Origin of the sequence: Ruegeria faecimaris (assembly GCF_900182615.1) — a bacterium.
GTDB lineage: Bacteria > Pseudomonadota > Alphaproteobacteria > Rhodobacterales > Rhodobacteraceae > Ruegeria > Ruegeria faecimaris.
The window spans coordinates 173,181-193,300 of the sequence record NZ_FXTE01000004.1; the positions used below are offsets into that span (position 1 = coordinate 173,181).

19 protein-coding genes are annotated in these 20,120 nt (G+C 57.6%); 13 read left to right on the plus strand and 6 right to left on the minus strand.

The genetic code is table 11. The features are described from left to right. Nucleotides 1–70 precede the first annotated feature (70 nt). Nucleotides 71–1,729, plus strand: a complete 1,659-nt coding sequence (gene betA / locus FN806_RS10405) for a choline dehydrogenase (protein ID WP_142636788.1) — start codon at nt 71–73, stop codon at nt 1,727–1,729. Nucleotides 1,730–1,807: 78 nt separating this feature from the next. Next, entirely contained in the window at nt 1,808–2,047 is a 240-nt protein-coding gene (locus tag FN806_RS10410) for an HP1242/YdcH family protein (RefSeq protein WP_142636790.1), read from the plus strand. A gap of 59 nt (nt 2,048–2,106) precedes the next feature. Here the strand turns inward: FN806_RS10410 and FN806_RS10415 are convergent, their stop codons facing one another. Next, nucleotides 2,107–3,507 (minus strand): helix-turn-helix domain-containing protein, encoded by a 1,401-nt coding sequence (locus tag FN806_RS10415; RefSeq protein WP_142636792.1) that lies wholly within the window; start codon nt 3,505–3,507, stop codon nt 2,107–2,109. Between the two features lie 65 nt (nt 3,508–3,572). Then, the gene (locus tag FN806_RS10420) at nt 3,573–4,778 is read right to left on the minus strand and encodes a multidrug effflux MFS transporter (protein ID WP_142636794.1); all 1,206 of its coding nucleotides are present in this window, start codon (nt 4,776–4,778) and stop codon (nt 3,573–3,575) included. Between the two features lie 183 nt (nt 4,779–4,961). Here FN806_RS10420 and FN806_RS10425 point away from each other — a divergent pair, with 183 nt between their 5' ends. From FN806_RS10425 to FN806_RS10445, 5 genes are all read left to right on the plus strand, one after another. Beyond that, entirely contained in the window at nt 4,962–6,494 is a 1,533-nt protein-coding gene (locus tag FN806_RS10425; RefSeq protein WP_142636795.1) for an acyl-CoA carboxylase subunit beta, read from the plus strand. A 256-nt stretch (nt 6,495–6,750) separates the two neighbouring features. Then, nucleotides 6,751–7,077, plus strand: coding sequence for a DUF6497 family protein (locus FN806_RS10430; protein WP_185956683.1), 327 nt, complete (start codon nt 6,751–6,753; stop codon nt 7,075–7,077). Between the two features lie 73 nt (nt 7,078–7,150). Further along, the gene (locus FN806_RS10435; protein WP_142636799.1) at nt 7,151–7,504 is read left to right on the plus strand and encodes a hypothetical protein; all 354 of its coding nucleotides are present in this window, start codon (nt 7,151–7,153) and stop codon (nt 7,502–7,504) included. Between the two features lie 706 nt (nt 7,505–8,210). Beyond that, nucleotides 8,211–8,414, plus strand: coding sequence for a hypothetical protein (locus tag FN806_RS10440; RefSeq protein WP_142636801.1), 204 nt, complete (start codon nt 8,211–8,213; stop codon nt 8,412–8,414). Between the two features lie 113 nt (nt 8,415–8,527). Continuing rightward, the gene (locus FN806_RS10445) at nt 8,528–10,573 is read left to right on the plus strand and encodes an acetyl-CoA carboxylase biotin carboxylase subunit (RefSeq protein ID WP_142636803.1); all 2,046 of its coding nucleotides are present in this window, start codon (nt 8,528–8,530) and stop codon (nt 10,571–10,573) included. Nucleotides 10,574–10,649: 76 nt separating this feature from the next. Here FN806_RS10445 and FN806_RS10450 read toward each other — a convergent pair whose 3' ends face one another. After that, on the minus strand, nt 10,650–11,096 hold the full coding sequence (locus tag FN806_RS10450) for a DUF4174 domain-containing protein (RefSeq protein ID WP_142636805.1): 447 nt from the start codon (nt 11,094–11,096) through the stop codon (nt 10,650–10,652). Between the two features lie 168 nt (nt 11,097–11,264). Here FN806_RS10450 and scpA point away from each other — a divergent pair, with 168 nt between their 5' ends. From scpA to FN806_RS10480, 6 genes are all read left to right on the plus strand, one after another. Then, nucleotides 11,265–13,391, plus strand: coding sequence for a methylmalonyl-CoA mutase (scpA, locus tag FN806_RS10455; RefSeq protein WP_142636807.1), 2,127 nt, complete (start codon nt 11,265–11,267; stop codon nt 13,389–13,391). 108 nt (nt 13,392–13,499) lie between these two features. Then, the gene (locus tag FN806_RS10460) at nt 13,500–14,102 is read left to right on the plus strand and encodes a VOC family protein (RefSeq protein WP_142636809.1); all 603 of its coding nucleotides are present in this window, start codon (nt 13,500–13,502) and stop codon (nt 14,100–14,102) included. Beyond that, complete coding sequence (locus tag FN806_RS10465; RefSeq protein WP_142636811.1) at nt 14,099–14,587, plus strand: GNAT family N-acetyltransferase; 489 nt, start codon at nt 14,099–14,101, stop codon at nt 14,585–14,587. Before FN806_RS10460 ends, FN806_RS10465 begins: the two co-directional genes overlap by 4 nt. Nucleotides 14,588–14,632: 45 nt before the next feature. After that, nucleotides 14,633–15,313: a molecular chaperone DjiA gene (locus tag FN806_RS10470; RefSeq protein ID WP_142636813.1), complete on the plus strand. Its 681-nt coding sequence runs from the start codon at nt 14,633–14,635 to the stop codon at nt 15,311–15,313. A gap of 4 nt (nt 15,314–15,317) precedes the next feature. After that, nucleotides 15,318–16,322 (plus strand): endonuclease/exonuclease/phosphatase family protein, encoded by a 1,005-nt coding sequence (locus FN806_RS10475; RefSeq protein ID WP_142636815.1) that lies wholly within the window; start codon nt 15,318–15,320, stop codon nt 16,320–16,322. Between the two features lie 37 nt (nt 16,323–16,359). Beyond that, complete coding sequence (locus FN806_RS10480) at nt 16,360–16,731, plus strand: hypothetical protein (protein ID WP_142636817.1); 372 nt, start codon at nt 16,360–16,362, stop codon at nt 16,729–16,731. A gap of 3 nt (nt 16,732–16,734) precedes the next feature. Here the strand turns inward: FN806_RS10480 and FN806_RS10485 are convergent, their stop codons facing one another. Genes FN806_RS10485 through FN806_RS10495 form a run of 3 tightly spaced genes read right to left on the minus strand, consistent with a single transcriptional unit; the run spans nt 16,735 to nt 20,092 of the window. After that, the gene (locus FN806_RS10485) at nt 16,735–18,279 is read right to left on the minus strand and encodes a Ppx/GppA family phosphatase (RefSeq protein WP_142636818.1); all 1,545 of its coding nucleotides are present in this window, start codon (nt 18,277–18,279) and stop codon (nt 16,735–16,737) included. Between the two features lie 49 nt (nt 18,280–18,328). Beyond that, nucleotides 18,329–19,018 carry a P-loop NTPase family protein gene (locus FN806_RS10490; protein ID WP_142636820.1) on the minus strand — a complete coding sequence of 230 codons (690 nt, stop codon included), beginning with the start codon at nt 19,016–19,018 and terminating at the stop codon, nt 18,329–18,331. Next, a complete protein-coding gene (locus FN806_RS10495) occupies nt 19,019–20,092 on the minus strand; it encodes an AI-2E family transporter (protein ID WP_142636822.1) in 1,074 nt (357 codons plus the stop codon). Nucleotides 20,093–20,120: the final 28 nt, after the last annotated feature.

Consider the following 20,120-nt stretch of genomic DNA (forward strand, 5'->3'; position numbering starts at 1 on the left):
GACCCTCTCCGGTCAGGCAGAGATTTTTCGATGAAAAATCTTGGCTCCGGTTGAGAATGGAGACCCGAAAATGGAAGCAGATTTCGTCATCGTCGGCGCAGGTTCCGCAGGCTGCGCGATGGCATATCGTTTGAGTGAGGCCGGTGCCTCGGTTCTGGTGATCGAGCATGGCGGTACCGACATGGGCCCGTTTATCCAGATGCCCGCCGCGCTAAGCTATCCGATGAACATGTCGCGCTATGACTGGGGCTATCAATCCGAGCCTGAGCCGCATCTGAACAACCGCCGCCTGGCCTGCCCGCGAGGGAAGGTGATCGGCGGATCCTCTTCGATCAACGGAATGGTTTATGTGCGCGGCCACGCCCGGGACTTCGATACCTGGGCCGAGATGGGCGCGGATGGCTGGTCTTATGCGGATGTGCTGCCGTATTACAAACGGATGGAGACCTGGCATGACGGCGGTCATGGTGGTGATTCCGCGTGGCGGGGCACTGACGGGCCGCTGCATGTGTCGCGGGGCCCGCGTGCGAACCCGCTGTTCCAGGCCTTTGTCGATGCGGGCCAGCAAGCCGGGTATGAAGTCACGGGCGACTATAACGGTGAAAAGCAAGAAGGCTTCGGCCCGATGGAGCAGACCGTCTGGAAAGGGCGGCGCTGGTCGGCGGCAAATGCCTATCTGCGGCCTGCGCTCAAGCGCGAGAACTGTGATATCGTGCGCGGTCTGGCGACCCGGATTGTTCTGGAAAACGGAAGTGCTGTTGGTGTTGAACTGATCCGTGGCGGCAAGACAGAGGTCATCCGCGCCCGCCGCGAAGTGGTCATCGCAGCCTCGTCCATCAATTCGCCGAAACTTTTGATGCTGTCTGGAATCGGCCCGGCTGCGCATTTGGCTGAGCAGGGGATCGGAGTTGTTGCAGACCGTCCGGGAGTTGGCGCAAATCTACAGGACCATTTGGAGCTGTATATCCAGCAGGCCTCGCTTCAGCCGATCACACTCTACAAACACTGGAACCTGGTCAGCAAAGGCCTGATCGGGGCGCAATGGCTGTTCACCAAGACCGGCCTTGGTGCCTCGAACCAGTTCGAAAGCGCGGCCTTTATCCGATCAAGGCCGGGTGTCGAATACCCCGACATCCAGTACCACTTCCTGCCGATGGCGGTGCGCTATGACGGGCAGGCTGCGGCCGAGGGGCACGGGTTCCAAGCACATGTGGGTCCGATGCGATCGGAATCACGGGGTGCTGTGACATTGCGCTCGGATCGACCCGAGGACGCACCTGTCATCCGGTTCAATTACATGAGCCAGGAAAAAGATTGGGAGGAGTTCCGCACCTGTATCCGCCTGACGCGAGAGATTTTCGGGCAAGAGGCGTTCAGACCCTTTGCCGGGAAAGAGATTCAGCCCGGTGCTGCGGTACAAACAGATGAAGAGTTGAACGCCTTTATCGCTGAGCATGCCGAAAGTGCCTATCATCCCTGCGGCACCTGCAGGATGGGACGGGCGGATGACCAGAACGCGGTTGTCGACTCCGAAGGCCGGGTGATCGGCGTGGATCGGCTGCGTGTGGCGGACAGTTCGATCTTTCCGCAAATCACCAACGGCAACCTTAATGCGCCGTCGATCATGGTGGGCGAGAAAGTCTCGGATCATCTGCTGGGCAAAGATCCGTTGCCCAAAGCCAATGATCAACCTTGGATTCATCCGCAATGGGCCTCGGCGCAGCGCTGATTTGATCCGCGTCAAAGCGGGGGGAGTGGGACCAATATAGACCTGAATCGCAACGCATTTTCTAAGGAGCGAACAGGAATGTCCCACACCCCGCACGAATTGGCCGAAGAGTTTCCCGACAAGGTCGAATTGATCAGTCAGCTTAAACAGTCCGATGCGCATTTTTCTCGTCTGGCCGAAGAGTATCATGAGGTCAATCGTATCGTGCACCGCGCGGAAACTAACGTCGAGCCGATGGAGGACCTTGCCGAAGGCGAGCTGCGCAAGAAACGCGCCGCATTGAAGGATGAGATCTGGGCGATTTTGTCGAACGCTTAAGGGTTGGGCGGGGGCATTGCCCCCGTTTCGGCTGGCCGTGGTTTTAGGCCGGGTAAAGCTCAGGTGACTTCATAGGGTAAGGTTCCGCGGGTATGAGTGTCGATGGACAGGCGACGTTCCAGCGGAGGAACTGACCGTTGGTGGCAGTTCTGGCGTTCGCAGATCCGGCACGAGATACCTATGGGCTCGTAGGCACTGGCGTTTGAGATATCCAGATTGTCGGCATAAACCAACGCTTCGGCGTGGCGGACCTCGCATCCCAGCGCAATCGCATAGCGCCGTACAGGCGCTCCGTACGAACCGCCCGATTTCGAAACATCCCGCGCCAGCGAGATATAGCGGACCCCGTCCGGGGTTTCGGCAAGCTGCCGCAGGAAGTGACCCGGAGTTTCAAAGGCGCGATGCACATTCCACAACGGGCAGGCACCGCCAAAGCGCGCAAATTGCAGGCGCGTGGCGGAGTGGCGTTTTGTGATCGTTCCGGCCTGATCCACCCGAACAAAGAAGAATGGTATCCCCTTTGCACCGGGGCGCTGCAGCGTCGAAAGCCTGTGGGCCACCTGTTCGATGGATGCTCCAAAACGATTGCTGAGCAATTCCAAATCATGGCGGTAAAGCTGGGCTGCACTGAGAAATTCGCCATAGGGCATCAGAGAGGCGCCAGCGAAATAATTCGCCAAGCCGATCTTCGCAATCGCGCGCGCCTCATCACTGTGAAATTTGGCGAAATCCAGTGTCGCTTCAAGCAGCTTGTCCTGATTGATTAGGGATACCTGCAAGAGCAGTTGAAACACTTGTGTTTGCGGTGCAATCCGTGATGACAGCAGCAATGTTTTGCTATCCGCATCGTATTTCCGGGTTTCTTCGATATCCGGGAACTGAACGCGAATACCATTTTCACCCAAGCTTTCGATTGCGGCGGCGCGAATTCCGCCTTTGTCCTGAGCGCGGCCAGAAAATCGTTCTGCGGCCCGGTCAACCGCGTCTATGTAGTTGTCGCAATAATGGAAAAAGTCTCGCACTTCTTCCCAGGGGCTGGCCTGAATCTGTGCGTCTTCACGTCCCAGGGCTTCGTCCAGCGAGGCCAGCCTTTCATGCGTCTGGCGATACGTGCGGTGCAGGGCGATAAACGCTCGGGCCATTGCGGGGGCGTTTGAAGCTGTTAGGCGCAGATCAGCGAGCGGTGGCATGGCGTCATCAAACACGGGGTCCGCCAGCGCCTCGCGCAGGTCTGAGACCAGACGTTCGCTGTCGCCAGTGCTAAGTTCGGTCACGTCCATGCCGAATTCCTGCGCCAGAGCCAGAACAACCGTGGTCGAGATCGGGCGGTTGTTATTCTCCATCTGGTTCAGATAGGGAAGCGAAACCCCCAGTTTGGCTGCGAATTCCTTTTGTGTCAGCGTCAGGCGCGTGCGCATTTCACGCAGTTTTGCACCAGCATAGAGCTTTTGGGTCGCCATGGCGTGCCTTTGCAACTTTTCTAATCTTGAACGCTAGCTTTGCAAACCGTCCTGCGCAAGGCGTGTTACAGGCCCAAATACCGTTCGCGCCGGATCACGATGGCAATAGCAACGATGGCAAATGTTGCAGAGGCCAACATCAGCCACAGCAGCGGCATCGCGCCTGTTTCATGGGTTAATATTGCGCCCGTGAGCGCGCTCAGGCCAGCTCCGCCGCCCAGCATGATGGCCCCGCTCAGCCCAGATGCTGTCGCGGCCAGGTGCGGGCGGACGGACAGTGCGCCTGAAGTTGCGTTTGGAATGGTCATACCATTGCCCACACCAACAATGGTCATGAACCCAAAGAAGCTGAGAACCGAGCCGAAGCCCGTAAGGAACACGATAGTCGACAGTGCAACGCCGGTTGCGTTCATCCAGCACCCCCAAAGAACCATCCGGTTCACACCAAAGCGGACAGAGAACCTGCCGCTGAAGAAGTTGCCGAAGAAATAACCCACCGCGGGGGCGCCGAAGTAAATGCCAAGTTCTGACGCTGTTAGGCCGAACAGTTCAGTCCCGACGAAAGGCGCGCCGCCCAGATAAGCGAAGAAAGCGCCCGACGACAGGGCTGAGGCCATGGAATAGCCCCAGAACCGAGGGGATCTGAGCAATTCCGGGTATTCACGAAATTGCTGCAGCAAAGTTAGCCCGCTTTTGCGGGATGTTTCTCCGAAGTCGGAATAGGTCAGCATTAGCGCCAGTAGACCCAGCCCGAAAGGAAGCCAGAAATTTGCCTTCCAGCCAAAGCTCTCTTCCAGAAAGCCGCCGATGGCAGGGCCGATCATTGGAACAATGGCCATTCCCATGGTGACATAGCCGATCATCGAAGCGGCTTGATCCGCTTCGTAAAGGTCTCGCACCGCTGCGCGGCTAAGGACCATTCCAACAGCTACGACCGCTTGAAACATCCTGAAGGCCAGAAATACTTCGGCGTTCGGGGAGTAGATGCAACCCAGTGTCGCAATCAGAAACAGAACCAATCCCCAGAGAATAACCGGCCTGCGGCCAACCTTATCTGCGATGGGGCCGATCAGAATTTGGATTACTGCGCTGATCATCAGATACAGAGCGATCGACAGCTGCATGACTTTGTAGTCTGCGTCAAAATACGCGGCCATATTGGGCAGGCTGGGAAGGAAAAGATTCAAGCTCAGCGCTGACAGCCCGGATAGCATCACAAGTGTGGCAATGGTTGGGGGCGAACGACGCGCTGGCGAAGAAGTAAACTGCATGGTTCACATGTATAGTGACGGTTTTTGGGATTGCCATCCGTGACCGTGTCTCAGTGCGAAACTTTGCATGTTTACAATTACCCGGAACCGTATTTTCAAAGATTTGCAAATTTGCCGAATGAGGCTTTGGTCTGAACGAAACTAAGTATAGTGTCGCGCCAAATTTCAAAGGGGATCATCGTTATGAAAGACATCCTTTCCGAGCTTGAAGGCCGCCGCAACGATGCACGGCTGGGGGGTGGGCAAAAACGTATTGATGCGCAGCATGCGCGGGGCAAGCTGACCGCACGCGAACGCATAGAGCTGTTGGTGGATGAAGGCAGTTTCGAAGAATTCGACATGTTTGTCAGCCATCGCTGCACGGATTTCGGGATGGAAAATCAAAAGCCTGCGGGCGATGGTGTCGTCACCGGATGGGGCACAATCAATGGTCGTATGGTCTATGTCTTCAGCCAGGACTTCACCGTTTTCGGCGGGTCTCTGTCGGAAACCCACGCGCAGAAAATCTGCAAGATCATGGACATGGCAATCCAGAATGGTGCCCCGGTGATCGGCATCAACGATTCGGGTGGTGCGCGAATCCAGGAAGGTGTGGCCTCGCTTGCGGGTTATGCCGAGGTGTTCCAGCGTAACATCATGGCCTCGGGCGTGGTTCCGCAGATCAGTGTGATCATGGGGCCCTGCGCCGGTGGCGCCGTCTACAGTCCGGCGATGACCGACTTTATCTTTATGGTCAAAGACACCTCGTACATGTTTGTGACAGGCCCCGATGTCGTCAAGACAGTCACCAATGAGGTTGTAACCGCCGAAGAGCTGGGTGGTGCATCGACCCATACCAAGAAATCCTCGGTTGCCGACGGTGCATTCGAAAACGATGTCGAAGCACTGGCCGAAGTGCGCCGTCTTGTCGATTTCCTACCGTTGAACAACAAGGAAAAACCGCCCGTTCGTCCCTTCTTTGACGAACCGGGCCGGATTGAGGCTTCGCTGGATACGTTGATCCCGGACAACCCGAACACACCTTATGACATGAAAGAACTCATTGCCAAAGTGGCGGACGAGGGTGATTTTTACGAAATTCAAGAAGATTACGCCAAGAACATCATCACGGGCTTTATCCGTCTGGAAGGTCAGACCGTAGGTGTTGTAGCCAACCAACCGATGGTACTGGCCGGCTGTCTGGATATCGACAGCAGCCGCAAGGCCGCGCGTTTCGTCCGGTTCTGTGATTGCTTTGAAATTCCGATTTTGACACTGGTCGACGTGCCGGGCTTTTTGCCGGGAACCTCGCAGGAATATGGCGGCGTGATCAAACATGGCGCAAAACTGCTGTTTGCCTATGGCGAGGCGACCGTTCCGAAGGTCACAGTGATCACCCGAAAGGCCTATGGCGGTGCCTATGACGTGATGGCATCCAAACATCTGCGTGGCGATTTCAACTATGCTTGGCCAACCGCCGAGATCGCGGTGATGGGGGCCAAGGGCGCGACCGAAATCATCCACCGTGCGGATCTGGGCGATGCCGAGAAAATCGCACAGCACGCTCAGGACTATGAGGACCGGTTTGCCAACCCGTTTGTGGCTGCGGAACGTGGATTCATTGATGAGGTGATCATGCCGCATTCGACCCGCCGCCGCGTATCGCGAGCTTTTGCCAGCTTGCGTAACAAGCAACTGAAAAACCCCTGGAAAAAGCACGATAACATTCCGCTGTAAGCTGACGGTCGCGGGGCAGGCGCTCTGGTTTGCCTGCCTCTGGGCACGTTGGTGAAAGACCCCCAAACGGCGAATTTGACTTTGAGAGCAAAGCTGCTAAATGAAATGCCTTATTGGACATAGAAAAGCGCGGGCCAGTAGGCATGCGCGCGCGATCCCGGAGAGAGGAGCTCGCCTTTGGTGGGTCTGGGATCGCGCCTTATGTCTGGCAATTCTCTGTCTTGGTTCGCCTACATTCGCTGAAGCATTGGTGCCGGTGCCCTCTGGGCAGCCTGTACGTCTGAACGATGTCCTGCTGGACAACAATCCGGGCGAGTTATGGCTGCGCTTTCGCTTCATCGCGCCAAAGATAGGCTCGGATATGGGACGCATTGGATATGATGTCGCCACGATCGACATGGAGCACCTGTGTCAGACGCTGGCCGTGGCCTATGTCGAGCACCACAAGCTGGAACCGGCGCGAGTGGTGATTTCCCTGTCGAACAAGCCGATAGATTTTGGCCATACCGCGCCGGATGCCACGCAGTTCTTCGAAGCGTATCTTCTGCAGGATTCCCAATGTGTCTGGGACGGAGGGATTTGAGAATGGTTGTCAATTACCACAATTTCTGTGCATTCCCCTTCGCCTCAAAGGACCTTAGCGAAGAGGCGCTGAAATGTTGAAACATCGCGGATTTCCCGGCCGTCTGACCGGGACGGATTATCAATTCACAATCAGACGGGCCAACCCAAAGGGTGTTACCCCACTGACAACGCGTGAACGGTTCCGGGATCGTAAACCTGCTGATCGTCGCGCGGATGCAGCCTTTATCGAGGCCCTGTGGGAGCATTTCGGCGACCAGCCATTCGAACGTGGCAATCTGGATGCCGGTCGCCTGAGCTGGTTTTTCGGGCGTGAGGTCATTCCGGCGGAGGATCCGTTTGACCCCGCCAGCTATGATGCCTTGCTGGTCATTGATCCGAGCGTGGCCAGAGCCTCGTTTCCGGACATTTTCGGCGGGGATAGCTGAAGGTGATCGACGTCGTCGCACATAAACGCCTTGGAAATTCCAACAGGGTTTCTTTGCCCCGGTTGGGCCAAGAAGGATATGTGCGCTGTGCAGATCGGGCGCGTGACAATCGCGCAAAATACCTGAGGGAAAGGGCGCAAACTACTGATTCTATGGCGTGTATCACCCGTGGCTTGGTGGCGGGAGAACCATCAAGGCTTGGGCAGGAAAAAGGCCAGTCGGCGGGGGTTGGCCGCGGCGACTTAGGATCGAATTCTTCAGGTCATGTGATCTCAGGTAGTGTTGATAAAACAAAGGTTTGCGTGACTGTCGGGGTGCGAATTTCGCCCTGCCCAACCAAAGTTCACGCGAGCGGAATCGGCGCGTTTCTGCGCGATATTTCGCTGAATGGGCAGATTCTGGCCGGAAATTTCACCACTGGCCAATCCCGGTTTGCAGGTGCAACCGGGCCGTGCATGGTGAGCGGGTCGTGCGGCTCTACTTTGCCTGCGTCGCACGCGCACCTACTATTCCGTACCCCTTCCTTCCGCGGGCAGGCTTGTGGTTTTCACAATGTCCTGCCCGCGTTTTTCTTTGTGCAAACTTCAGTCATTGGATGGCATAAAACTGCGCAAATGGGCATCTCGGTACGCTCGTTATTGAATAACAGTGGCGATTTCCCGCATCTGGCTCTGAAATTGTTAAAAAACCAAAAAAGGCAGACATCATGCGAATCTCGAAAGTCATTCTTGCAATGGCGACTTGTGCAGGGCTCGCGGCGTGCGGAGACTCGACCGGCGAGCAGGCGTTGCTTGGCGGCGGAGCCGGCGCCGTTGGCGCTGCAGTCGTCAGTGCCGACCCGCTGTTGGGTGCCGTGGTCGGCGCGGCAGGCAACGTGCTTTACTGCAAGACCCAGAACAACTGTAGATAACGAAATCTTCGGGGCCCCGTCGCCCCGACCGTCATCGCGCGACACGCCGTCGTGGGGCCATTGCCCCGCGGCGGCGTTTTGCGTTTCCAGAACTTCAAGACAGAGGACGTTCCATGTTCAACAAGATCCTGATCGCCAACCGGGGCGAGATCGCCTGCCGGGTTATCAAAACCGCCCGCAAGATGGGTATCGGCACGGTCGCCATCTATTCGGACGCGGACAAGAACGCCCTGCATGTGTCGATGGCAGATGAGGCCGTGCATATCGGCCCGCCACCTGCGAACCAGTCCTATATCGTGATCGACAAGGTCATGGATGCGATCCGTCAGAGCGGCGCGCAGGCGGTTCACCCGGGGTATGGTTTTCTGTCGGAAAACTCGAGATTCGCCCAAGCTCTGGATGCCGAAGGCGTGGCCTTTATCGGCCCTCCGGTCGGTGCGATTGAAAGCATGGGTGACAAGATCACCTCTAAAAAGATCGCGCAAGAGGCCGGCGTCTCTACGGTTCCGGGCTATATGGGCCTGATCGAAGACGCCGACGAGGCCGTCAAGATTTCGAATGAGATCGGATATCCGGTCATGATCAAGGCCAGTGCTGGCGGCGGTGGTAAAGGCATGCGGATCGCGTGGAATGACGACGAGGCGCGCGAAGGGTTCCAGTCGTCCAAGAACGAGGCCGCGAATTCCTTTGGCGATGACCGGATTTTCATCGAGAAATTCGTGACCCAGCCCCGCCACATCGAGATTCAGGTTCTGTGCGACAGCCACGGCAACGGGGTTTATCTGGGCGAACGCGAATGCTCGATCCAGCGTCGGAACCAGAAGGTTGTGGAAGAGGCACCATCGCCTTTCCTGGATGAGGCGACCCGCAAGGCGATGGGCGAGCAGGCGGTGGCCCTGGCCAAGGCTGTGGATTATGCCAGCGCTGGCACGGTCGAGTTTATCGTTGATGGTGACAAGAACTTCTACTTTCTAGAAATGAACACACGCCTGCAGGTGGAACACCCGGTGACCGAACTGATCACCGGTGTCGATCTGGTCGAACAGATGATCCGCGTCGCGGCCGGTGAGAAGCTGTCGATCTCGCAGGACGATGTCACACTGACCGGCTGGGCGATTGAAAACCGTTTGTATGCCGAAGATCCTTATCGTGGCTTCTTGCCGTCCATTGGTCGTTTGACGCGCTACCGCCCGCCTCAGGAAACTGCCGCTGGTCCGCTGTTGGTTAATGACAAATGGCAGGGTGAGGCCCCCAGCGGAGAGGCCGCCGTTCGCAACGATACCGGCGTCTATGAAGGCGGCGAGATCAGTATGTATTACGATCCGATGATCGCCAAATTGTGCACCTGGGCCCCGACCCGTGATCAAGCGATTGAGGCGATGCGGGTGGCGCTGGACAGTTTCGAGGTCGAAGGCATCGGGCACAATCTGCCGTTCCTGTCGGCAGTGATGGATCACCCGATCTTCATCAAGGGCGCGATGACTACCGCGTTCATCGAAGAACAGTACCCCGATGGGTTCCAGGGCGTAGAGCTGCCCGAGGCTGACCTGCGCCAGATCGCAGCTTCCTGCGCCGCCATGCACCGGGTGGCTGAGATTCGCCGCACCCGTGTATCTGGCCGGATGGACAACCATGAACGCAAGGTCGGCAAACGCTGGGTCGTGACCCTGCAGGGCCAGGAATACGCAGTTCAGGTGAATGCCGATAAAGAGGGCGCGACGGTCAAATTCGAAGACGGCGCGACATTGCGCGTGGCCTCGGAGTGGACGCCGGGCGATCAGCTGGCGGTGCTGGACATAGACGGTAGCCCGCTGGTTCTGAAGGCCGACAAAATCTCGGGCGGGTTCCGGATCCGCAACCGGGGCGCGGATATGAAGGTGCATGTGCGCCGTCCGCGACAGGCGGAACTGGCCAAGCTGATGCCCGAGAAACTGCCGCCGGATACGTCGAAACTGCTGCTCTGCCCGATGCCTGGCCTGATCGTAAAGGTCGATGTCGAAGTGGGCCAAGAAGTGCAGGAAGGTCAGGCGCTGTGCACCATCGAGGCGATGAAGATGGAAAACATTCTGCGCGCCGAGAAAAAAGGCACCGTTGCCAAGATCAACGCAGGCCCCGGCGACAGCCTCGCCGTGGATGATGTGATCATCGAGTTTGAATGATCATGACCGTGCGTTTGACATATCCTGCAAGGGAACCGGCGGTCGCCGCCGGGGCCGTCGGGTATGGGAAACGCGTTCAGCCGCCCTCGCGCCGTTCACGGATTTCGCGTTGGCGCAGGGGGGTCTTGTCGATGGAGCGACCGATTTCACGCACGCTCCAAGGGGAAGGTTTGCGCAGTTTGACCACGCCGTCCTTGTCGACAAACACCATCTGGAACCCGCGCGGGCGCAGTTTTGACCGGATGGGCGAGCGGGCGTCAGGGTCAGTGTCGATCAGAACGACCACATCGCGGTCGCGCATGACGTCCTCCCCTTCCAAAAGCATGTCGACCTGCTGCTGGAATCGCGGGTCAGCAGGTGTATCGGCGAAGACAACAATGGGCCGCTTGATCCACAGATATTCGCTGAGCTCGCTATCCCCCACAGGGCGGACAAATTCATCGTCAGCCGGGGCTACCCCGTCAGCTGCAAGCGCCGCCAGTGGAAATAGCGCCGAAAAAACAAAGGCTAGCGTTCGTATCATTGGGCCTCCTGTTGGATTGAATATAGTCCCTGCGCGCACGAATGCGACCAGTGAAATGCACGCAGCCCATAAAATATTGCGTCCCACCCAATTCGAATGGGCGCAACCACGGATGATAACGCGCAGGCCACGCCCTTGCGCGACCCGAATTGAGAAAAGGATATCGCAATGACCAATAGGAAAGACTGGCAGGCGCTGGCCGAGAAAGAGCTGCGCGGTCGCCCGTTGGACGACCTGACTAGAGAGACGCTCGAAGGCATCGCCGTCAAGCCACTCTATACGCAAGAAGATACGGCTGATCTGCCGCATATGGGCTCCATGCCCGGGTTTGGGCCGTTCACGCGCGGGGTAAAGGCGACAATGTATGCCGGTCGTCCCTGGACGATCCGCCAATATGCGGGGTTTTCCACCGCCGAAGAATCGAATGCCTTCTACCGTCGCAATCTGGCGGCGGGTCAGCAGGGGGTCTCGGTGGCTTTCGATCTGGCCACGCACCGCGGATATGACAGCGACCACCCACGCGTTGTCGGCGATGTGGGCAAGGCCGGTGTGGCCATCGACAGCGTAGAGGACATGAAGATTCTGTTCGACGGCATCCCGTTGGACAAGGTCTCGGTCTCGATGACCATGAACGGTGCCGTGGTTCCTATCCTGGCAAGTTTCATTGTAGCGGGTGAGGAACAGGGCCACGACAAATCCGTCCTGTCCGGCACTATTCAGAATGACATTCTGAAAGAATTCATGGTGCGTAACACCTATATCTACCCGCCTGAGCCTTCGATGAAGATCATCTCGGACATCATCGAATATACGTCGAATGATATGCCCAAATTCAACTCGATCTCAATCTCGGGCTATCACATGCAAGAGGCCGGCGCGAACCTGGTGCAGGAGCTGGCCTATACGCTTGCTGACGGGCGCGAATACGTTCGTGCAGCGACGCAGGCCGGAATGGATGTCGACAAATTCGCTGGTCGCTTGTCGTTCTTTTTTGCCATTGGCATGAATTTCTTCATGGAAATTGCCAAGCTGCGTGCGGCCCGTACCCTTTGGCATCGGGTGATGACCGATTTCGGCGCGAAATCCGAGCGCTCTAAGATGCTGCGGACCCATTGCCAGACCTCAGGCGTGTCGCTGCAAGAACAAGACCCCTATAACAACGTGATCCGCACCGCCTATGAGGCGATGAGCGCGGTTCTGGGCGGCACCCAATCGCTGCATACTAACGCCTTGGACGAGGCGATTGCGCTGCCCACCGATTTCTCTGCTCGCATTGCACGGAACACTCAGTTGGTGCTGCAAGAGGAAACCGGGGTGACCGATGTGGTCGATCCGCTGGCCGGGTCTTACTACGTCGAAAGCCTGACTAATGAGTTGGTCGAAAAAGCCTGGGCTCTTATGGAAGAGGTCGAGGAAATGGGCGGCATGACCAAGGCCGTTGCATCCGGCATGCCAAAGCTTCGGATAGAAGAAAGCGCCGCCCGACGGCAGGCGATGATCGACCGGGGTGACGAGGTAATCGTCGGCGTCAACAAGTACCGCAAGGAACGGGAAGACCCGATAGACATTCTGGATGTCGACAACGTGGCTGTCCGCGAGGCGCAGGTGGCACGTCTGGAACGCATCCGTACCACGCGCGATGAGGCTGCCTGCCAAAAGGCGCTGGACACCCTGACGACCACCGCCCGCGATGGCGGCAACCTGCTGGCCGCTGCTGTCGAAGCCGCCCGTGCCCGCGCATCCGTAGGAGAGATCAGCATGGCAATGGAAAAGGAATTTGGTCGCCACCGCGCCGAGGTCAAAACGCTGGCCGGTGTTTATGGGGCCGCCTATGAGGGCGACGAAGGCTTTGCCGCCATCCAGAAGTCCATTGAGGATTTTGCTGAGGCCGAAGGCCGTCGCCCGCGCCTGCTGGTCGTCAAGATGGGGCAGGACGGGCATGACCGGGGAGCCAAGGTGATCGCCACAGCCTTTGCCGATATCGGCTTTGACGTGGACGTTGGCCCGCTGTTCCAAACGCCGGCCGAGGCAGCACAAGACGCGGTGGACAATGACGTCCATGTCGTCGGCATTTCGTCTCAGGCAGCCGGGCACAAGACGCTGGCCCCGCAGCTGGTCGAAGAACTGAAAAAGGCCGGGGCTGAGGATATCATCGTCATCTGCGGAGGTGTCATCCCACAACAGGATTATAAGTTCCTCTATGATCACGGGGTTAAGGCGATCTTTGGTCCGGGTACGAATATTCCCGAGGCGGCACAAGATATCCTGCGTTTGATCGGCGATTCCAAAGATTGAACCGGCGCCAAGTTTTTTCGTCGAAAAATCTTGTGATCCAGCGCCTTTGAGGAAAACATACGGCCAGACCCTTGCGGTCTGGCCGTATGTCATCTGGGGGGCTCATCCGTGTTACTTGATCACTTGGCGGTTGCTGGCGAAACGCTTGAACAGGCTTCGGCTCATGTCGAACAGGCGCTGGGCGTATCCTTGCAGGACGGCGGCAAGCACGAGAAATTCGGAACTCATAACCGGTTGTTGGGCCTGCGGGACGGTTTGTATCTGGAAGCCATCGCGATTGACCCCGATGCACCCAATCCGCAAAGAACCCGCTGGTTCGATCTAGATCGGTTTCAGGGCGCTCCCCGCCTGACCAACTGGATTTGCCAGGTTCCGGATATCGAGGCCTCGCTGACGGTCTTTCCTGACGGAGTCGGTCAACCGATCGACCTAAACCGTGGCGCGCTGCGTTGGCGCATGGCGGTGCCTCCCAATGGGCGCCTGCCGTTTGATAATCTTTTCCCAGCGCTCATCCAGTGGCAGGGTGACCTTCACCCGGCAAACATGCTGAACGACAGTGGCTGCCAGCTGCGCCGCCTAGTCGTCTATCACCCTGATGCGCTGGATCTCGCCAAAGTGGTTGGGCCGTTGGGGCAAGTTGAGTTCGACAGCGGTCCGGCGGCGTTGCGCGCGGAAATTGACACGCCGCACGGGGTGCGGGTGCTGGAATGAATATCCGGCAAGCCAGTTCAGACGACGCGCCCGCCGTTGCGGCGATCTGGAATGCGATCATCCGCGACACGCTGGTGACCTTCACCACCGAATTGCGCAGCGATGACGCCGTTGCATTGGATATCAAATCCAGAGGGGCGGCGTTTCTGGTGGCCAAGCGTGACGGCGTTGTTCTGGGCTTCGCAACCTATGGTGCGTTTCGGTCAGGGCCGGGCTATGCCCATACGCGTGAACATTCGATCCTGTTGGCACCGCAGGCGCGGGGCCAGGGGATAGGCCGCGCATTGTTGCAGGCCTTGGAAGCCCGCGCACAGATGGACAATGTTCATGTTTTGATTGCGGGCATTTCCTCGGCCAACCCTGCGGCCATCGCTTTCCATACGGCTGCCGGATTTACACAAGTGGGCCTGATGCCCGAGGTGGGGTTTAAATGCGGTCAGTGGTTGGATCTTGTGCTGATGCAGAAAATTCTTGCCCCGCAGTGATCTGTCGCACCTGACAGTCGCGACGGAGCGGGTTAGGGTGCGCTCATGTCGATTTGGACCCGTATATCCGATGCGCTAAGCGCGCTTGCACAGGGCGAAAGCCTGACGGCCGTGTTCGAGAAACTGCGCACGCCGCCGGAACGCTCGGTCGCCTTTGCGATTGCGGTCATCGCCCTGGGGGCCAAGATGGCCAAGGCCGACGGGCAGGTCACGCGAGACGAGGTTACTGCCTTTCGGGATGTATTTCAGATCGCACGCGAAGATGAGGCCGGTGCAGCTCGAGTCTTTGACATGGCGCGCACCGATGTCGCCGGGTATCAGGAATATGCCAGCAAAATTGCCTATATGTTCGCAGAAGACAGCACCACCTTGTGCGACCTGATGGAGGGGCTGTTTCATATCGCAATGGCCGACGGGTTTTATCATCCCAACGAAAATAAGTTTCTGGAAGATGTCAGCCGGATATTCGGTCAGACCGATGCTCAGTTTCTGGCCTTACGCGCACGGTTTGTACCGGATGCACCAAAGGATCCTTATACGGTGCTGGGTGTGCCGCGGAATATGCCTCTGCCCGACATTCGTAAGGTCTGGCGGCAACTTGTACGCGACACTCATCCCGACGCCATGATGTCACGAGGCGTTCCGGAAGAGGCCATTCGTCTGGCCGAAAAAAAGATGATCGACATCAATCGCGCCTGGGATGAAATCAAAGGCGCGCAGGCCTGAACCGATGCGATTGGCAACCTACAATATTGAATGGTTCGCCAATCTCTTCGACCGGCAAGACCGTTTGATCGTAGATGACAGCTGGTCCGGCAGATACAATGTCACCAAAGCTGAACAGATCGAGGCCATCGCAAAAGTGCTGACGGCAATCGACGCGGATGCCGTACTGATTGTTGAAGCTCCGAATACTGGTAAGACGCAGAACACCGTGCGTGCGCTGCAAGGGTTTGCCGAAGCGTTCGATCTCCGCATAGGAAACGCGATCATGGGGTTTCCGAACGATACCCATCAGGAACTTGCGTTTCTTTTCGATCCTCAGATCCTGTCATTGCGCCATGATCCCAAAGGAAACAAGGAGGGAAAAGGGGCTGCCCCTCGTTTTGATGGCGTGTTCAAGATCGACCTGGATATTGATGCAACCGAGGATCATGTGCGCTTTTCCAAGCCGCCAATGGAGTTGTCAGCGCAGACGTCAGGCGGGGCGACGTTTCGACTGATCGGAGCGCATCTGAAATCCAAAGCCCCGCATGGGGCAGAAAGCCGCGATGAGGCGATCCGGATATCCATCGCCAATCGACGCAAACAGCTTGCACAGGCTGTCTGGTTAGGGCGGCGAGTACAGGCACATATTGCGGCTGACGAGCATGTCATCCTTTTGGGCGATCTCAACGACGGGCCGGGCTTGGATGAGTTTGAAAACCTGTTCGGACGCTCATCTGTCGAAATCCTGTTGCAGACCGGTCTGTTCGATCCGCATGCGGTGATGGCAAACGAGGCTGAACCCGAAATCTTACCCTCGTCCGCGCGCTTTGTGCGCCGTGACAGGGCTGATCATCTTGAGGCGCTGTTGGACTATGTCATGATCAGCGAAGGGCTGCGTGTTAAGCGCCCGAAATGGCGCATATGGCATCCTTTCCAGGACCCTGCATGCTATGCCTCGCGGGACCTGCACGAGGCGCTGCTGACAGCCTCGGATCATTTCCCTGTCACGCTGGATATTGATCTGTGACCTTTCATCACCGGCGTGGGCGACTTATATCTGAAGCATGAAAAAGTTCATTTCAATATGCGTAGTCACAGCGGCCATGGGCGTTTCGGCACAGGCAGAGGACGACACAGGCAAATCCTTGATGGAACAAGGGGCTGAGTTGTTCTTTGAAGGGCTGCGTCAGGAAATGGAACCCGCGCTTGAGGATTTGTTGGGGCTGGCAGATCAATTCGGCCCCGCGATGCAGTCGTTTTTTGAGGAAATGGGACCGGCCCTGGCGGAACTGGCCGCCGAAGTGCAGGACTGGAGTGTTTATGAGGCTCCGGAAATCCTGCCGAACGGGGATATCATTATCCGCAAAAAGCCGCCCGAGCCCGAGGTTGAGCCGGAAAAACCCGAAAATGAGCCCGAAGGCGAGATTGATATCTGAGGGTCAGCCTTTGATGATCAAGCGGGGTTCGGATTTCAGCGTGCTTGCCAATGAGTTCAGTCGTGCTTCGGCCACTTCGCTAAAGAGAGGGGCTGCGGCTTCGGGCAAAATCAGCTCTAGCTGACGTTTTTTAGGGTATAGCCGAAGCGTGCCCATCGTGGCTTCGTTCTGCATCCACAGCATTGCACCAAAGCGCATGGCTTTGCCCAGAATCTCGGCCTGTTCCTGATCTTTTTCGCCCAACAAGTCATAGAGAGGGGTAAACCGGTTGCCCTCACGCTTGTTGCGATACCTGTGCTGCAGGGCCAGCCCGATATAGACCCGTTCGGAATGCTTTAAACCGCCCAAGTTGGCGCGAGTTACGTAATCAAAGCAGGTTTCAGCCCGGTAATCCGGATGGGCGCGCCAACTGACATCGTGCAAAAGACACGCAGCCTTGATCAGCCTGACCCGCGCGGGCGGCGCGGATTTGAACAGAGGCATGACGAATTTGAACAGATGTTTGCCAAACCCGGGCAGGCGGGCATCTTTGGCTTCGGAAAAATAGCTGGCTTCGATCAGAGGGTCACGATCGCGCAGGATTTGTGGCATCTGTTCGTAAAGCAGGCCTTCGCGGATGCCATAGCTGGAAACGGCAATGTCCTTGGGTTTGAACGTTCGCACCAGTCGCGCAAGCACATCCATCGCATAAGGGATCAGCGCCATCCGAGAACCCGAGACGCCTGCCAGACTGCGCAGTTTTTCCGGGTCACCCTTTTCGATGAATTTGATGGTCTGATGCACCTGCTTTGTCGTCATCCGATATTCATGCAGCACGTTCAGGGGATATCCCCGGCGCAGCATGTCGAGCCTTGCAAAGGCCCGCCAGCTTCCGCCCACCAGAAACAGACGATCGCGCTGAGGGCCCATCTGGTCGCGCAGGTTTTCCATCGTCTCCTTGATTTGCGCCTTACGCGCGCGACGACCGCCCTTGATATCCCGCAGCTTCAGCGGACCCAGGGCCGACGAAAGGCGACGACCAACGTCGCCGCCACCGATCTCGGCCAGCTCCATCGAGGACCCGCCGATATCACAGATCAGACCATATGCACCGGGCCAGCCCAGTAAAACGCCCTGAGCGGACAGGCGTGCCTCTTCCCCGCCGTCGATGACCGAGACCGTCAACCCGGTTAGCGCGTGAACTTCGGCGCAGAAATCCGGGCCATCCTTGGCCTCTCGCACGGCGGCGGTGGCCACGACGTGCAGCCCCGGCAGACCCAGATCGTCTGACAGCCGGGAAAAACGCTTCAACGCAGCCAGGGCACGTATCCTGCCAAGCGGGTTCAGGCGGCCGGTCTCGGACAGGCCCGCGCCAAGCTCGCACATGACTTTTTCATTGTAGAAATAGGCAGGCGATCGCGCAGCACCATCAAAGATCACCATCCTGACCGAGTTCGACCCTACATCAACAACGCCGACGCGCGACAGGGCGCGGGCCTCGGGGTTGTCAAACAACGGCTTTCCGAAAGGTCCCCAGTCGGGAATGTTAGTATCTACGGCTTGATCCATATCTCGTCCAGATATTCCAGGCTTAAGATGCGAAATCACCGGGGACGGGTCAATCGCTGGTTTCGGCATCTTCCAGTTCCGCACTCAGTACTCGTACGGCCAGAGCCCGCGTGATGTCTCGTTTCTCGGACAGCGCCAGTTGATCCAGCAGCGCCACAGTGCTGGCGGCGGTTTCGAAACGGCGATCCATATGTTTGACGAGGTAAGCGATGACCTCGGGTCCGGGGTTCAGCTGTCGGTCTACGAACAGTTTGGCCAGCACGGCGCCTAGCAGCGCGTCATCGGGCGGGTCCAGCGCAACGTGATGTGCGCCTTCGATCCTGCTTTGCAGGTCAGGCAAGGGCAACTGCCAGAAATTTGGCGCCAGGCGCCCGGTCATCAGCAGGGCGTGGCCTTCTGCCAACACAAGATTGTGCAAATGGAATAGGGTTTTCTGCTGGTCCATATCGCCAGCAATCATGGGGACATCTTCCACCGCGATCGGTGTTTGGGCGAGGTCAGGAACCTCGTCGTGCTTAATCTGCGAGGCTTGCACAATGCGACCACCGGTCTCGGCCGCCCACACATGGGCCAGATGTGTCTTGCCCGCGCCAGCAGGTCCGCTGAGCACCAGTTTATTCCCCGGCCATGAGGTGGCCGAGATCATGGCCACGGCCAGTGCATTTGCGGGCGAGACGAAAAAATCCTCGCGCCCCAGCGCAGTCTTGGCCGGTAGATCAAAGCTCAGCTGTAGGGCCATTCAATCGTCTTCCTGGTCCAAACCCACAAGGCCAGTATACAGACGGCTATCCAAATAGATCGACGTGGCAAAGCGCGCCAGAACGCCAAGTGCTGCAGCGACCGGCACCGCGATCAGCATCCCGACAAATCCGAACAGGGCGCCAAAGACCGACAATGCCAGCAACAGCCAGACCGGGTGCAACCCGACCGAGCTGCCGACGAGCTTTGGCGTCAGAAAATTGCCCTCGGCCACCTGACCCAATGCAAAGACCGCTGCGACCAGCCCAATTTGCGTCCAGTCTCCCCAGAACTGGAACAGTGCCAAACCAATGGCCAGTGAGCCCCCGATCAGGGCGCCCAGATAAGGGATAAACGTGACTAAGCCGGCGATAAATCCAACGACCAGCCCGAACTGCAGTCCGACGGCCATCAGCGCGACGGCGTAATAGGTGCCCAGGATCAGGCAGACTGTGCCCATTCCACGTACAAAAGAGGCCAGAACGCTGTCAATCTCACCAGCCAGTCGCTTGATGGTGGGGGCGTGGTCGCGGGGCAAAAGCTCTGCGATACGAGCAATCATGCGGTCCCAGTCCAAAAGCATGTAGACGGTGACTACTGGGACAATCACCAGCAAAACCACCACGTTGATGGCTGATCCAAGCGACGCAGCGACAGATTGCAGGACATCACCAGTTTTGGACTGAAGCGTCTCACCCAAGGACACCAGAAACTGGTGCGTGTTGGATTCGCGGTCCAAAAGCGACGGGAATTGCTGTTCGATAAACCCTCTTAGCTGCTTGAGAAGGCTGGGCATAACCTCGACCAGGTCGATCAACTGGGTGATCAGCGCCGGAACGACCATCAGGATAAGCAGTACGAAACCCAAAACGCCGACAACCGTGATTACCCCCGTAGCGGCCATGCGGGATAGGCCCAGCTTTTCAAGCCTATCCGCAACAGGATCAAGGAAATAGGCAATCGCGCCACCGATTACAAAGGGCAGCAATACATCGCCAAGTGCCCACAACAGCAGTACAATAACCACTGCGGCGATGCCCCAGTACCTGAGTTGATCTCTTACCGGCAAAGCCATGGTGGTCCCCTTGTTTCGGCACGTGCAA